The organism is Actinospineispora spinosispora DSM 44797 (assembly GCF_000429025.1).
Lineage (GTDB): Bacteria > Actinomycetota > Actinomycetes > Mycobacteriales > Pseudonocardiaceae > Pseudonocardia > Pseudonocardia spinosispora.
In genome coordinates, this window is the sequence record NZ_AUBB01000024.1 from 201,971 (window position 1) to 215,078 (window position 13,108).

A 13,108-nucleotide genomic window follows, 5' to 3' on the forward strand; every position below is an offset into this window, starting at 1 on the left:
GATCTTCCGAGTGCGAGGTGAGGCTGAGTGGCTGCCGCCGCCGAGATATATCGGCCGATCGGCCCGCACACCGTGTCGGACTGGCTTGCTCTGCCCCCCGCCGCGGACGGCTCTCGCGTGGAACTGATCTACGGATACCTACACCTGACTCCTGCACCATCGGGCGAACACCAGTTCGCGTCGTCTCTCCTGATCGACCAGATTCGGTTGGCGACGCGCGGCGCAGGCCGCGCCGACCTCTACGTGGTTCCGGCGATCAATGTCGAGATCAGCACGGCCTGGCGCACCGCGCTCATCCCGGATGTCGTGGTACTGAACACCCGGCCGGTCGGCGTGGCATTCGCCCCCGAGACGGTCGTCCTGGTGGTGGAGGTCTGGTCGCCCGGCAACGACCGGCACGAGCGCGAGACAAAGAGAGCCGGGTACGCCGCCGCGGGCGTGCCGTTCCTGTGGACCGTCACCCAGGACCGTAACGGCGCGATGCTGACCGCACACCGGCTGGTCGAGGGTACCTACGAGGTCGAGAACATCGCCACAGCCGCCGCCCGAGCCACGATCACGGCGGCCCCGGTGCCCGTCGTGGTCGACCTCGCCGAGTTCACCCGGTAGCGGCGGCGGGCTCGCGCAGCTCGTCGGTAGCGAACGCGGCGACGCCGTCCGCGAAGCTGGTGCGCGCGGTGAACCCGAGCAGCTCACGTGCTCTGGCCGGTGAGGCGACCACATGCCGTACGTCGCCTGCCCTCGCACCGCCGACGATCACCGGCTCCGGCCCGTTCATGGCGGCGGCCAGGGTGCCCGCCAGCTCGCCGACCGTGTGCGGCTCGCCGGAGCAGACATTGACCGCGGTCAGCCCGCCGGGCTCGGCGTCGGCGGCCAGCGCGAGTGCGTTGGCCAGCGCGACATCGGTGACGTGCACGAAGTCCCGCCGCTGACGGCCGTCCTCCATGACCCGGGGAGCCTCGCCGCCGGCCAGTGCGGAACGGAAGATCGACGCCACCCCGGCGTACGGGGTGTCCCGGGGCATCCGGGGGCCGTACACGTTGTGGTAGCGCATCGACCAGACCGTCCCGCCGGTCTGACGGGCCCACGCGGAGGCGAAGTGCTCCTGGGCGAGCTTGCTGGCCGCGTAGGTGCTGCGCGGATCGAGCGGGGCGTCCTCGCCGACCAGCCCGTCAGTCAGCGGAGCGGCGCAGTGCGGACAGGGCGGCTCGAACCGGCCCGCATCGAGGTCCTCCCGCCGTCGTGGGCCGGGGCGCACGACACCGTGGTCCGCGCACTCGTAGCGGCCTTCGCCGTAGACGACCATGGAGCCGGCCAGCACCAGCCGGTGGACACCCTCGGCGTGCATCGCGGCGAGCAGCACCGCTGTCCCGTAGTCGTTGTGCGAGGCGTACTCGGGGGCGTCGGAGGGGTCGACGCCGTGGCCCACCATCGCCGCCTGGTGGCATACCGCGTCGACCCCACTCAACAGCGAGGCCAGCAGCTCGCGGTCGCGGACGTCGCCGACGACGAGTCGGTGGCGCTCGCTCCAGCCTGGGGCGCCCGATGATCCGTGTGCCTGCGGCAACAACGCATCGAGCAGAACTACTTCATGGCCGGTGTCGGCGAGCAGGTCGGCGATGTGGGAACCGATGAACCCGGCACCGCCGGTGATCAGGACGCGCATGTGAGTGAGGCTAGGACACCGGCCGGGCGCCGACGGTGCTGAAGGGATTACAGACTAGGGTTTGTTCCATGGAGATGGCACCACCCCGGATCGGTCGTGCACTGGTCGTGATCGTGGACGACCGCGCGACACACGGTGAACAGAACGACACGACAGGCCCGCTGGTCACCGAGCTGCTCGAAGAGGGCGGCTTCGTGGTCGACGGGGTCATTGCGGTGCCCGGTGAAGCGGTGGCCATCCGCAATGCACTGAACACAGCCGTGATCGGCGGAGTCGACCTGGTGATCACGGTCGGCGGGACCGGTGTGTCGCCGCGTGACGTCACCTCCGACGCCACCGCGGGTGTGCTAGACCGGCCGATCCCCGGCATCGCCGAGGCCATCCGCGCATCCGGCCTCGCCGCGGGCGCGGTCGACGCGGGGCTGTCCCGTGGTCTTGTCGGCGTCTCCGGCAGCACCCTCGTGGTCAACCTCGCCGCGTCCCGGGCCGCCATCCGCGACGGCATGGCCACGTTGACCCCGCTGGCGCCGCACGTCATCGAAGAGCTTTCCGGCCTCGACGAGGCCTGAACGCTCGTGCCGGACCAGCCGACCACCCCCGGCTCCGCCGACGATGCCGCCGCCCGGCGGCGTCGCCTGGCCGAGGTGTTCGGCGATGTGCTGCCCGAGATCACCGGTGACGACGTGCCGGACCGCACGGCGGACGGTGCCGATGAGCGCTGGTACACCGAGAACCGTCCACCGCATCACGACTCGGGCTGACCGCGCCGCGGAGCAGGCTCAGTGGTCGCGGCTGTGACGCCCGCCCTCGGCCGCGTTGGGCTCGCCGACCGCCTGCTCCGGGCCACCGATGGGTCGGATGGTCTGGGTCGTGCCGCCGACCGGTCCGACCGCCTGGCGACCACCGGTGCCCATGCCCACGCCAGAGGGTGCCGACCTGTGCGGCTGGGTGAACAGCGTCGGCTCCTCCTCAGCGGCTTCGTCGCTCGTCGTCGCCACCGGTTCCGCGCCGGCTGCATGAGCGGTGGATGACTCCGTCGCGCTCGATGTCGTCGCCGAACCGGCCTGGCTACGCAGCAGGTCGCGGATCTCGGTGAGCAGCTGGACGTCCGTCGGCTCCGCCGGCCCGCTCTCCTCGCCCCGCTTGCGCCTGTTCTGAATCTTGCGCATCGGCATCACGATGACGAAGTACACGACCGCCGCGATCATGACGAAGTTGACGACCGCGGTGATCGCCGCCGCGAAGTCGATCGCGGTGCTCGGCTTACCCGCCACCAGCTCGACGCTCATGCCCGGGCTCGCCGGTGGTGTGATCGCGTTGAGCAACGGCCGAAGAATCTTGTCGGTCAAGGACGTGACGATCGCACCGAACGCCGCACCCATGATGACCGCCACCGACAGGTCGATGACGTTGCCGCGCAGCAGGAAGTCCTTGAAACCCTTCAGCATCGGTCCCCTCCGAAGTCTTGACGCATGCTCAGCGGAGGGTAACTGTCACCTCCCTGCCCAGTGTTGCCGCGGCAAGTTTCGTCGCCGAGGCCCTCGGGACCGCCACCAGCACCAGACGGCCGCGCCCGCCCGGCGACCGTGCCTCCGGCGGCAACACCGTCAGGACGATGGCGGCCGAGGCCAGCACGAGCGACCCGTCGGACCGGCCGTCACCCGCTACGACGTCCACGACGCGGCCCGGGCTGAGCAGCGCGACGACCTCCGCGTCGGCCAACCGGATCGGCACACTGGCCGCGTCCGCTCGGCCGCTCGCCCGTCGCGCCAGCTCGGGCCCGGCGAGACGGGGCGCCGTGAGCGGTTCGCCGGCACCGGCCGCTCCGGCGAGCACCCGACCCTCGACCTGGTCGGCCGTATGCAGTGCGCCCGCCGGCGCGAGGTCGGGCGGCCACTCCCGCACCTGCACGTCCTCGGCGCGCAGAGTGACGCCCGGAGCGAGATCGCGGACCGTGACGAGCACCGGTACCGCGGCCGTGGAACCGGGCGGGGCACGGACCGCGAGAACGAGGGCGGCCACCGCCAACAGGCCGGCGAGTACCCGCCTGGCCAGCACCGCGCGGCGCCAGCCCCAAGCTTCCAGCCACGCGGCTCGCGCCGAGGGGCCACGTCGTTCGGGATGGGCAGGACGTTGTGTGTCGGTCATGGGTCCGACGCTAGGACGAATCCACGCCCGAGCAACCGACTCCGGTTCCGCCTGTGGATAACCGGGGTGAGTCCGAGGCGAAATCGGCCGATTGTGGATAACTCGGCCGTTTCACGCCGAGCGAGGCACGTCCTGCTCGACCGACGGGCATCCTGGCGCCATGACGAACGACACGCGGGGCCTGACCCCGATCAGGAAGCCTTCGCCGCCGTGCTGGTGCTCGAGCCGGACGACGAGGACCCCGACGACGACGAACCCGAGCTCGACGAGGAGCTGGACGAGCTCGAGGAGTCCGACGATGAGGACGACGACTCCGACGAGGTCGACGACTTGGAGTCCGAGGGCTTCTCCGAGGAACCGCCCGCCGCCACACCCGAGCCCGATCGGCTGTCGGTGCGGTAGAAGCCGCTCCCCTTGAACACGATCCCGACTGACGAGAACACCTTCCGGAGGCGACCGGCGCACTCCGGGCATTCGGTCAGGGTCGAATCCGTGAAAGCCTGCACAGCCTCGAAGCGGTGGCCGCAGGCCGTACACGCGTACTGATAGGTCGGCACCGCTCTACCTCCGCAAGACTGGCACTCGCACCGTACGAGTGCCAGTCTAGTCCAGACGATCCGCGAGCGCCCGCAGCCCGCCCGTGGGAGTGAGCACACCGTGCATGAGGACGTCGTGGCGCTCGGCCGGCAGTCGGTCCACCCACTCCTCGTCGCGCACCACGGCGACGAGCGCAGTGGTGGGCTTCGCCAGGGGAAGGGTGCGGTCGTACCAGCCCGCGCCCCGGCCGAGGCGTACTCCTCGGCGATCGACGGCGAGAGCGGGTACGAGAACGAGGCCGGCGACGGCGATCGCTGCCGGCCCCCATCCCGGTCCACCCGGCTGCCGCAGCCGGTGCGGGCCTTCGACGAGACAGGAGGGACCGCTATAGGGCGCCCAATCCATCGGGCCTGATGGTGCGCGGGTCAGCCGGGGCGCCCCGGCTGGTGCCGGCTCGCGGTTCGGTACCACGGGCAGCAGCACTTCGTGTCCGGCCGATCGCAACGCATCGAGCATGCTCATCGAGCCGGGCTCGCCGGGCATCGGTACGTAGCAGCACACCGGCCCGTCACGTCCCTGCGCCGCGGCCACGGCGGCCTCGGCGAGCGCGTCGGCCTCTTCGGCGTGGACGGCGGCGGGCACCGCGCGACGGGCGGCCAGCAGACGACCGCGCCACGCCGTCTTGTCGGTTGCCCCACCATCGGGTGCGGCAGTGGTGCTGTCGTCGGGCGGCGGGGCGCCGGCTCTGGTCACGGGAGGTGCTCACCTGTACTCGGTTCGGCCACGTCGACACCTCCAGGTTAGCCGCTGCGCCGGCGCCGCATACCGGCCACGACACGGACCATCCGGGTAGTTCGAGATCGATACGCCGCGTGCTCAGTGCCGAGTTCGGGATCTGTGCGGCTAGGCTCGCCGACCATGCAGGCACCTCGACCGTTCCGAACCGCGATCGTCCCTGCCGCAGGCATGGGGACGCGATTCCTGCCGACCACCAAGACCGTGCCGAAGGAGCTTCTCCCGGTGGTGGACACACCGGGCATCGAGAGGGTCGCCGCCGAGGCGGCCGAAGCCGGGGCAGAGCGGCTGCTGATCGTCACCTCACCCGGTAAGGACGCCGTGGCGGCACACTTCGCGCCGCAGCCCGAGCTGGAGTCCACCCTGGCCGCAAGGGGCAAGGACAAGCTGGTGGCGAAGGTGCGACGTGCCGCCGAGCTGCTCGAGGTGGCGACGGTCACCCAGCACGAGGCGCTCGGACTCGGCCACGCGGTCGGGTGCGCGAACGACGCGTTGTCGGCCGACGAGGACGCCGTGGCGGTTCTGCTGCCCGACGATCTGGTGCTGCCCTCGGGCGTGCTGACCAGGATGGCCGCGGTGCGCGCCAGGTACGGCGGCAGCGTCCTGTGCGCCTTCGACGTCCCGAGGGAACAGATCAGCGCGTACGGCGTGTTCGACGTCGAGGACACCGACGACCCCGACGTGAAGATCGTCAAGGACATGGTGGAGAAGCCCCCGGCCGACGAGGCGCCCTCCACCCTGGCCACGGCGGGCCGCTACCTGCTGGACCGGCAGATCTTCGACGCGCTGAAGCGGATCACCCCGGGCGCGGGTGGTGAGCTGCAGCTCACCGACGCGGTGGCGTTGCTGATCGCCGAAGGCCACCCGGTGCACGTCGTCGTCCACCACGGCGGCCGTCACGACCTGGGCAACCCGGCCGGCTACGTGCGTGCGTACGTCGACTACGCGCTCGCGGACCCGGAGCTCGGACCCGACCTGCGCGACTGGCTGGCCGAGCGTCTGGAGTGGACGGGCGGGGGAGTGCGCGGGGCGTGAGACCGGTCGACGAGCAGCTCGCGCGAGTACTGGACGCGGCCGTTCGGCCGGCTCCGGTACGGGTCGCGATCGCCGACGCGCAGGGCATGTTGTGCGCGGAGGAGGTCGTGGCCCAGCGTGCGCTGCCCGGATTCGACCAGGCGGCGGTCGACGGGTACGCGGTGCGCAGCGTCGACCTCAGCGGCGCGGGGCCGGATCACCCCGTTCAGCTGCCGGTCGTCGGCGAGATCCCCGCGGGTTCCCGGCAGCCGCACCGGCTGCAGCCGGGCCAGGCGGTCCGGCTGGTCACCGGAGCGCCGCTGCCCACACTCGCCGACGCGGTCGTACCCACCGCCGACACCGACGGCCACCCGGCCACCGTGTCGATCTACCGCGCCGTGCCGTCCGCCGCGTTCGTGCGGCGCATCGGTGAGGACGTCATGCCGGGCGACGTCGCGGTCCGGCGCGGCTCGGTGATCGCCGCCGCTCAGGTCGGGTTGCTCGCCGCCGTGGGCAGGGAACGCGTCCTGGTGCACCCGAGACCCAGGGTGGCGGTGCTGTCCATCGGCGACGAGCTGGTCGACGTCGCACGCAACCCCGGCGCGGGCGAGGTCTACGACGTGAACTCCTACGCGTTGGCGGCAGCGGCGCGGGACTCCGGCGCCGACGCCATCCGGGTCGGGCTCGTCCCCCGCGACCCGATGCGGCTGCGCGCCGCAGTCGAGGACCACCTGGCGAACAGCGAGGTCATGGTGATCTGCGGCGGGATCGGCGGCGTCGTCGGCGAGCAGGTCCTGTCCACCCTCGGCGAGCTCGGCGACCTCGACGGCAGCCGCGTCGCGATGCACCCCGGGTCCGTGCAGGGCTTCGGCAGGCTCGGCAGGGAACGCGTCCCGACGTTCCTGCTGCCCGCCAACCCGGTGAGCGCGCTCGTGCTCTTCGAAGTGCTCGTCCGGCCGCTCATCCGCACCACGCTCGGTCGCAACGACCCTCGGCGACGACGGATCAGCGCACGGCTGCTGTCCCCGCTCAGCTCGATCCCCGGCCGGCGTGGCTACCTGCGCGGCCAGCTGTTACGCGAAGAAGCCACCGGCGACTACCTCGTGCAGCCCCTGGGCACCTCGGGCACCCAGCTGCTGTCCGCGCTCGCCGAAGCCAACTGCCTCATCGAGCTCGCCGAACACGTGACCGAAGTGACCGTCGGCGAACAGGTCACGGTCGCCTTCCTCGCCCCGCGCAGCTGACCGGTATCCGTGGCTCACTTCCCCGACTCGACCCGTCTCGGCCGTCACCCCGGCTGGCCCGCGACACTCGGCCCGCTCCGCACCAGTGGCGGAGTCGTGCGCCTGCGCCCCGTCCGGCTGCGTGACGGCGGCCGATGGTCCGACATCCGCACCCGCGACGAACGACACCTCGGTCCCTGGGAACCCGACGCCCCGGGGCTCTGGGCACAACGCAACACCGTCGTCGAATGGCCCGCCCGGTGGAGCGCACTACGCGCCATCGGCAGACGCGGAATGGGCCTGCCGTTCGCGCTGCTCGTCGACGACCAGTTCGTCGGCCAGGTCATGATCGGCAACGTCCTGCGCGACCCGCTGTGGTCCGGCTACGTCGGCTACTGGATCGGTAGCCACGTCGCGGGCCGAGGCCTCACCACCGCCGCCGTCGCGCTCGCCGTGGACCACTGCTTCGGGCCCGTCGGACTGCACCGCATCGAAGCCACCGTGCGCCCGGAGAACCACTCCAGCCGTCGCGTCCTCATCAAACTGGGCTTCCGGGAAGAAGGACTGTTCCGACGCTACCTCAACGTCGACGGAGCCTGGCGCGACCACCTGATCTACGCCATGACACCCGAAGACCTCGAGCACAGCGTGGTCGAACGGTTGGTCAGAAGGGGCCTCGCCGAGCGCGTCTGAGCCGGTACCGGCGCGTCGTCATGATCGCGGACGGTTCCCTGGTTACCGTGAGCGAACACCGAAGGTGCCCTCTACTTCCCGGGCTCCCCAGGTGCGAGCCGGTACGACCAGCGGGAGGCGGGATGCCCAGCTCCCTGCTGTTCGCCGGTCTAGTGGCCACCTGGCTGGCCGTGTTGGTACCGATGGCCGCGCGGCGACGCCAGCAGACGCCGCGCCCGAGCGACGCGGCGTTGTCCGGACGGGTGTTGCAGCGCCCACGCCGCCGCAACCAGGAGGTGACGATGGACGACGCCGCGGACGGCCGTACCGGTCCCGAGGCGCCGGAACCGTCGGATCGACACGATCCTCCGGGCAGCCGGGACGACGCGGTCCACCCGGAACCCGACCGAGGTGAACGCCTCGCGAAGAGCCCCTACCGCCCCGGCCGAGGTGGATACGACCCCGAGGCGGCTGCACTCGCCGCGCAGGCCAAGTACACCTTCCGGCAGCGCATGGTCCTCCTGCTCGTGCTGTTCGCCGTCATCTCCGCGCTGCTCGCGGCCACCCTGCGCATGTCCGACGCCTGGTACCTGCACGCCGCCGTCGACCTCAGCCTCATCGGCTACCTCGTGTACCTGCGCCGGCAGGTCCGGATGGAACAGGCCATCCGCGAACGCCGCGCCGCCCGCATGGCCGGTACCCGCCGCGACCACACCGGCGGACGTCCACGCACCGTCGCCGACGAGGTCGCCGCGCGCGAAGCCGCGAAGACCAACCCCCACGGCGACGAGCGCGCCACCGAGGGCAGGCCCTCACGCGACCACGACAACGGCACCGACACCGGCGACGGCGCCGACGACGCGGAGCCCGAAGACGCCGGCTGTGCGGAGCACACCGACGACGAGCCCCAGACTCCCGCGCTGCCCCGGCTCACCCCCATGCGCCTGCCCCAGCCACCACCCGGAACCGTGCGGCTCGAACTCGACGCAGAGGACCCTGAGCTGCACGAGCTCGCCGAACAGGCCTATCGGGGATACCGACGTGCGGCCGGTCAATGACCGACTGCTAAGCTTTGATCGCTCCGCAAGCGGAGCAAGTTTGGGGCTGTGGCGCAGTTGGTAGCGCGACTCGTTCGCATCGAGTAGGTCAGGGGTTCGATTCCCCTCAGCTCCACCCGACTGGATGGCTCGTGCTCGCGGAGAGCCCGAGCCTTTGTCGTGTGGTCATGGCATTGGGGGGCCGAGCCCCCCAAGCCCCCCACGGTGCGGCATCCTCCGACCCGGCGTGGTCACCCTTCGTGAGCGCTCGCCTTCGGCATCGTTGTTCGTGGGCTCTCCTGTGGCGTCGTTGTTCGTGGGCTTGCCTTGGGCGTCGCTCCTGTTCGTCGGTCTTCGCTCTTGGTGTTCGGCGATTCGGCTCGGGTTCTTGCCAGCGTTCTCCTCGGGTTGACATCTTGTTCCGCTGCTTTGGTGGTGGGGCCGGCTTGGCACGGGCTTGCCGTGGGGCTCGGAGTGACGTTGATCATAAGGCTCGATTGTGGCAGTTATTGCTTTGGCAATTAGTTCACTGGGAGTCGGGAGTGGATTACCGGTGGGTGGTGTGGGGGTGGAGATGTGCGCAAGATTGGGCCGGGAACGGTCAATTTTGGTGATTCTTCGACCGTTGTGCCGGGTCTAGCCTCTGTGTGCGGTCTCGGGGTGTCTACCTGTGTTATCTCAGGTTAGATCTTGTGTTGGCTTCCCTCGCTGGGGTGGCTACGCTACCCCCGAAATCTGTGCGTGCATTCGGCTCGGGGCGTTTCGGAGTGTGTGTCGGATGGTGTCAATGGTGCAGCTCGGCTACTGATGGTGGGTCCTGTGGTGCGAAATGGAGGAGCGGTGAACGGACGTCATCGGGCGCTCTTTGCCGACGACAGCGAGGGGTCCGCTCCCGGTGCGCCCGAGCAGTATCGGGACCACGAGCCATCACTGATCCCACGTACGCTGCGCGTCCTGTTCCGGCCGACGTCGATCCGGGCGAAGCTGAGCCGCATCCTGGTGGTGGCTCTCGTCCTGGTGCTGCTCGCGCTGGGCTTCATGGTCACCGGGAAGCTCGGTGAGTTCCGAGACGCCCAGGGCACCTCACGCATCGTGACGGTGACCCTGCAGACGCAGGAGCTGGTGCACTCGCTGCAGAAGGAACGCGGCCTGACCAACGGTCTGCTCGGCGGTGGCCGCTACTACCAGGCGTCGGTCACCGCACAGCGCATCCAGACCGACGCCGCGCTCGTCACGCTCAACCAGCTGCTCGACGACCCGACCTACCAGGGTCCGACCTCGGACGCGGTGCGTACAGCGCTCGGCAGGCTCGGCGATCTGGCCTCGGTCCGAAAGGACGTGGACAGCGGCGCCGCCGACCAGGCGACGACCCTGTCCTACTACACCGACGCCACCGCCGCGCTGAACGACCTCGACCTCGGTCTCGACCGTGCGCAGGACCGGGTCCTGCGCAACGGGCTGCAGGCGCTCTACACGCTGGGTGACGCCAAGGACAACACCGACCGCGAGCGCGGGCTGCTCAACGGTGTGTTCAGTGCGAACGCGATCTCACCGCAGCAGTACCAGGAGTTCTCCGAGATTCGCGCGGCCAAGCAGATCGCGCTCGACGCCTTCGAGCACTCGGCGACTCCGCAGCAGCGCTCGGCCGTCGACGACGCGCTGCAGTCGCCGGTGGCCACCAGGGCCGCCGAGTTCGAGGAACTCGCCGCCGCCAGCGTCACCGGGGTGCTGGCCCGGCACGTGGACGCGCAGAACCACTGGTGGAACCAGATGACGCTGGTCATCAACGATCTCCACACGGTGCAGCAGTCCATCGGCACCGAGCTGGCCGACCGCGCCGACGCGCTGCGCAACGCCGCACTGCGCGAGCTGATCGCGTACCTGGTCGCCGCCGCGATCGGCATCGCCATCCAGGTGGCGCTCGTGATCGGCGCCGCCCGATCGATCATCGGCCCGCTCGGCGCACTGGCCGCCGAAGCCGACGACGTGTCGGCCAACCGGCTGCCGAAGGCGGTCGAGGACCTGGAGAACCCGACCGACGACGAGGAGATCGAGCTCCCGAGGCCGGTTGCGCTCCCGGTCCCCGAACACGCGGGCACGGAGATCCGGCAGCTGGCGCGTGCGGTGAGCAGGCTCCAGGAATCGGCGCTGACACTGGCCACCGAGCAGGCGTTGATCCGCCGCAATACGACCGCGTCGCTGGCGAACCTCGGCAGGCGCAACCAGAACCTGGTGCGCCGCCAGCTGGGCCTGATCAGCGAGTTCGAGCGCGAGGAGCTCGACCCGTCGACGCTGGCCAACATGTTCGAGTTGGACCACCTCGCCACCCGTATGCGCCGCAACGCGGAGAGCCTGCTGGTGCTCGTCGGCGAGTCCGGCCCGAAGACCTGGTCGAGCCCGCTGTCGATCTACGACGTGGTGCGCGCCTCGCTGTCCGAGGTCGAGGGGTATCAGCGGGTCTCGCTCAAGCGGATCGACGACGTGCACATCGCCGGCTCCGTGGTGACCGACCTGGCGCACATGCTGGCCGAGCTGATCGAGAACGGTCTCGCGTACTCGCCGCCGGGCGTGGAGGTCGAGATCTACGGCCGCCGGATGGGCAGCCGCTACACGATCGCGGTGGTCGACCACGGTGCCGGCATGCAGCCGGACGCACTGGTGAAGGCCAACGCCCGGCTGCACGACGAGGAGAACTTCCTGGTCGCGCCCACCAGGTTCCTCGGTCACTACGTGGTCGGCCGCCTGGCGAGGCAGCTCGGCGTCGAGGTCACGCTGGCGCCGGCGCCGATCACCGGTATCACCGCGAGGATGCTGCTGCCCTCGATCATGCTGGTCGATCCGGCGGGACCGGACGCGGACCAGCCGACCGTGTCGGTCCGGCCGGTCGGCTACGCGGAGAAGCCGAACGAGGCGGACACCGAGGCTCGGGGCCCTCAGCGGACGCCGGTCCGCACCTTGTCAGCGCCCGCCGACGCGGTGCCCACGCAGCAGGGCGCCACGACCGGCGCACCTATGCCCCGGCAGGAACGACCGGCACCGGCACAACGGGTCAGGGTGGATGTGAGCAGCGAACGCACTCGTAACGGACTCGCCAAACGGCAGGCGAAGTCGGCGCGCCCGAAGCAGTCGACGCCCGCCCTGCGGCCCGCGGCGCAGTACATCCCGCCGAAGGTCTCCACCCCCGAGCGGGAGCGCTCGCCGAGCGACGTCAGCTCCATGCTGTCGGCGTTCCGGGCAGGTCACCAGCGTGCCGCGCAGTCCGGCGTCGAACGGGACATCTACCAGCAGTCGACGCAACCCGCGCCCGCGTGGGCCAGCCCGGCGCCGTACTCCGGCCACCAGGAGCCGAACCACGAGCAGAGCTACGCCCTCTCCGTGGGCGGCGAGGGACCCCGGCACGACGAGCCCCCGTACTCCGAGCCCGCCCAGCGGGAGCCCGGCTTCTCCGACCAGAGCACCGCCGAGCTTCGCGCGGTCGCCTACCGACAGCCCAGTCCACCGGAGCACGTACCGCTCGAGCTGACCGTCGAACCGGCGGCCGACGGGACAGATGAGCCGGCCATCCACACCGCGTCGCAAGGAGGACAGGCGTGAGCATCGACTCCCACGCTGATCCGCAGAGTTTCAACTGGCTGATCACGAACTTCGTGCGCGGCACCGACGGCGTCCGCGACGCGGTCGCCGTGTCGTCGGACGGGCTGCTCATCGCCATGTCCGAAGGGCTCGACCGGGACTCGGCGGACCGGCTGGCCGCGCTGGTCTCCGGACTGGCGAGCCTGTCGCGCAGCGCATCCCGCTACTACGACTTCGACGGCCTGCGGCTGATCATGATCGAGATGAAGCGGGGCTTCCTGCTCGTCTCGACGGTCAGTGACGGCAGCTGTGTCGCCGTCCTCGCCGACGAAGGCTGCGACATCGGCCTGATCGGCTACGAGATCGCGGTGCTGGTGGAGCGCGCCGGAAGCCTGTTGACCCCGACATTGATCTCAGAGCTCAGGGCAGAGCTGATGTTATGA

The 13,108-nt window shown here is 70.4% G+C and carries 13 protein-coding genes, 1 tRNA gene and 2 pseudogenes; 11 read left to right on the forward strand and 5 right to left on the reverse strand.

Features of this window, described 5'->3' with window-relative positions; all coding sequences use genetic code 11:
• Nucleotides 1-27 precede the first annotated feature (27 nt).
• Nucleotides 28-609 (forward strand): Uma2 family endonuclease, encoded by a 582-nt coding sequence (locus G406_RS0110915; RefSeq protein ID WP_084215958.1) that lies wholly within the window; start codon nt 28-30, stop codon nt 607-609.
• Here the strand turns inward: G406_RS0110915 and G406_RS0110920 are convergent.
• Nucleotides 599-1,666 (reverse strand): NAD-dependent epimerase/dehydratase family protein, encoded by a 1,068-nt coding sequence (locus G406_RS0110920; protein WP_028933859.1) that lies wholly within the window; start codon nt 1,664-1,666, stop codon nt 599-601. The two genes, G406_RS0110915 and G406_RS0110920, sit on opposite strands and share 11 nt — an antisense overlap.
• Before the next feature lie 74 nt (nt 1,667-1,740).
• Here G406_RS0110920 and G406_RS0110925 point away from each other — a divergent pair, with 74 nt between their 5' ends.
• A complete protein-coding gene (locus tag G406_RS0110925; RefSeq protein ID WP_425414583.1) occupies nt 1,741-2,235 on the forward strand; it encodes a MogA/MoaB family molybdenum cofactor biosynthesis protein in 495 nt (164 codons plus the stop codon).
• A gap of 6 nt (nt 2,236-2,241) precedes the next feature.
• Nucleotides 2,242-2,427, forward strand: a complete 186-nt coding sequence (locus G406_RS0110930; protein ID WP_028933861.1) for a hypothetical protein — start codon at nt 2,242-2,244, stop codon at nt 2,425-2,427.
• Between the two features lie 303 nt (nt 2,428-2,730).
• Here G406_RS0110930 and mscL read toward each other — a convergent pair.
• Together mscL and G406_RS0110940 are read right to left on the reverse strand one after the other, a co-directional pair.
• Nucleotides 2,731-3,114, reverse strand: a pseudogene (mscL, locus tag G406_RS58795) (large conductance mechanosensitive channel protein MscL); the annotation flags it as partial.
• Nucleotides 3,115-3,142: 28 nt separating this feature from the next.
• Nucleotides 3,143-3,814, reverse strand: coding sequence for an SAF domain-containing protein (locus G406_RS0110940; protein WP_084215959.1), 672 nt, complete (start codon nt 3,812-3,814; stop codon nt 3,143-3,145).
• Between the two features lie 210 nt (nt 3,815-4,024).
• On the opposite strand from G406_RS0110940, the gene G406_RS59690 reads away from it, so the two are divergent.
• Nucleotides 4,025-4,216 (forward strand): hypothetical protein, encoded by a 192-nt coding sequence (locus G406_RS59690; protein WP_028933863.1) that lies wholly within the window; start codon nt 4,025-4,027, stop codon nt 4,214-4,216.
• 14 nt (nt 4,217-4,230) lie between these two features.
• Here the strand turns inward: G406_RS59690 and G406_RS59695 are convergent.
• Together G406_RS59695 and G406_RS46140 are read right to left on the reverse strand one after the other, a co-directional pair.
• Nucleotides 4,231-4,470: pseudogene (locus G406_RS59695) on the reverse strand (FmdB family zinc ribbon protein); the annotation flags it as partial.
• The gene (locus G406_RS46140; RefSeq protein WP_084215961.1) at nt 4,418-5,104 is read right to left on the reverse strand and encodes a 5-formyltetrahydrofolate cyclo-ligase; all 687 of its coding nucleotides are present in this window, start codon (nt 5,102-5,104) and stop codon (nt 4,418-4,420) included. The gene G406_RS46140 and the pseudogene G406_RS59695, both read right to left, overlap by 53 nt.
• A gap of 165 nt (nt 5,105-5,269) precedes the next feature.
• Here G406_RS46140 and G406_RS0110955 point away from each other — a divergent pair, with 165 nt between their 5' ends.
• The 7 genes from G406_RS0110955 (at nt 5,270) to G406_RS0110985 (ending at nt 13,108) form a co-directional block, all read left to right on the forward strand.
• On the forward strand, nt 5,270-6,181 hold the full coding sequence (locus tag G406_RS0110955) for a UTP--glucose-1-phosphate uridylyltransferase (protein WP_028933864.1): 912 nt from the start codon (nt 5,270-5,272) through the stop codon (nt 6,179-6,181).
• Nucleotides 6,178-7,404 (forward strand): molybdotransferase-like divisome protein Glp, encoded by a 1,227-nt coding sequence (gene glp / locus G406_RS0110960; protein ID WP_084215975.1) that lies wholly within the window; start codon nt 6,178-6,180, stop codon nt 7,402-7,404. Before G406_RS0110955 ends, glp begins: the two co-directional genes overlap by 4 nt.
• Nucleotides 7,405-7,413: 9 nt before the next feature.
• Entirely contained in the window at nt 7,414-8,076 is a 663-nt protein-coding gene (locus G406_RS0110965) for a GNAT family N-acetyltransferase (RefSeq protein WP_028933866.1), read from the forward strand.
• Nucleotides 8,077-8,198: 122 nt separating this feature from the next.
• The gene (locus G406_RS0110970; RefSeq protein WP_028933867.1) at nt 8,199-9,113 is read left to right on the forward strand and encodes a hypothetical protein; all 915 of its coding nucleotides are present in this window, start codon (nt 8,199-8,201) and stop codon (nt 9,111-9,113) included.
• Nucleotides 9,114-9,155: 42 nt separating this feature from the next.
• Nucleotides 9,156-9,228: transfer RNA gene (locus tag G406_RS0110975), tRNA-Ala, on the forward strand.
• A 704-nt stretch (nt 9,229-9,932) separates the two neighbouring features.
• Entirely contained in the window at nt 9,933-12,686 is a 2,754-nt protein-coding gene (locus G406_RS46145; RefSeq protein WP_051341938.1) for a sensor histidine kinase, read from the forward strand.
• The gene (locus G406_RS0110985) at nt 12,683-13,108 is read left to right on the forward strand and encodes a roadblock/LC7 domain-containing protein (protein ID WP_028933868.1); all 426 of its coding nucleotides are present in this window, start codon (nt 12,683-12,685) and stop codon (nt 13,106-13,108) included. The genes G406_RS46145 and G406_RS0110985 overlap by 4 nt, the downstream gene beginning before the upstream one ends.

What these genes read in the sequence shown, in the direction of transcription:
- G406_RS0110920 (WP_028933859.1), bottom strand. Translation starts at nt 1,666, where the DNA reads ATGCGCGTCCTGATCACCGGCGGTGCCGGGTTCATCGGTTCCCACATC.
- G406_RS0110925 (WP_425414583.1), top strand. Translation starts at nt 1,741, where the DNA reads ATGGCACCACCCCGGATCGGTCGTGCACTGGTCGTGATCGTGGACGAC.
- G406_RS0110940 (WP_084215959.1), bottom strand. Translation starts at nt 3,814, where the DNA reads ATGACCGACACACAACGTCCTGCCCATCCCGAACGACGTGGCCCCTCG.
- G406_RS0110955 (WP_028933864.1), top strand. Translation starts at nt 5,270, where the DNA reads ATGCAGGCACCTCGACCGTTCCGAACCGCGATCGTCCCTGCCGCAGGC.
- G406_RS0110970 (WP_028933867.1), top strand. Translation starts at nt 8,199, where the DNA reads ATGCCCAGCTCCCTGCTGTTCGCCGGTCTAGTGGCCACCTGGCTGGCC.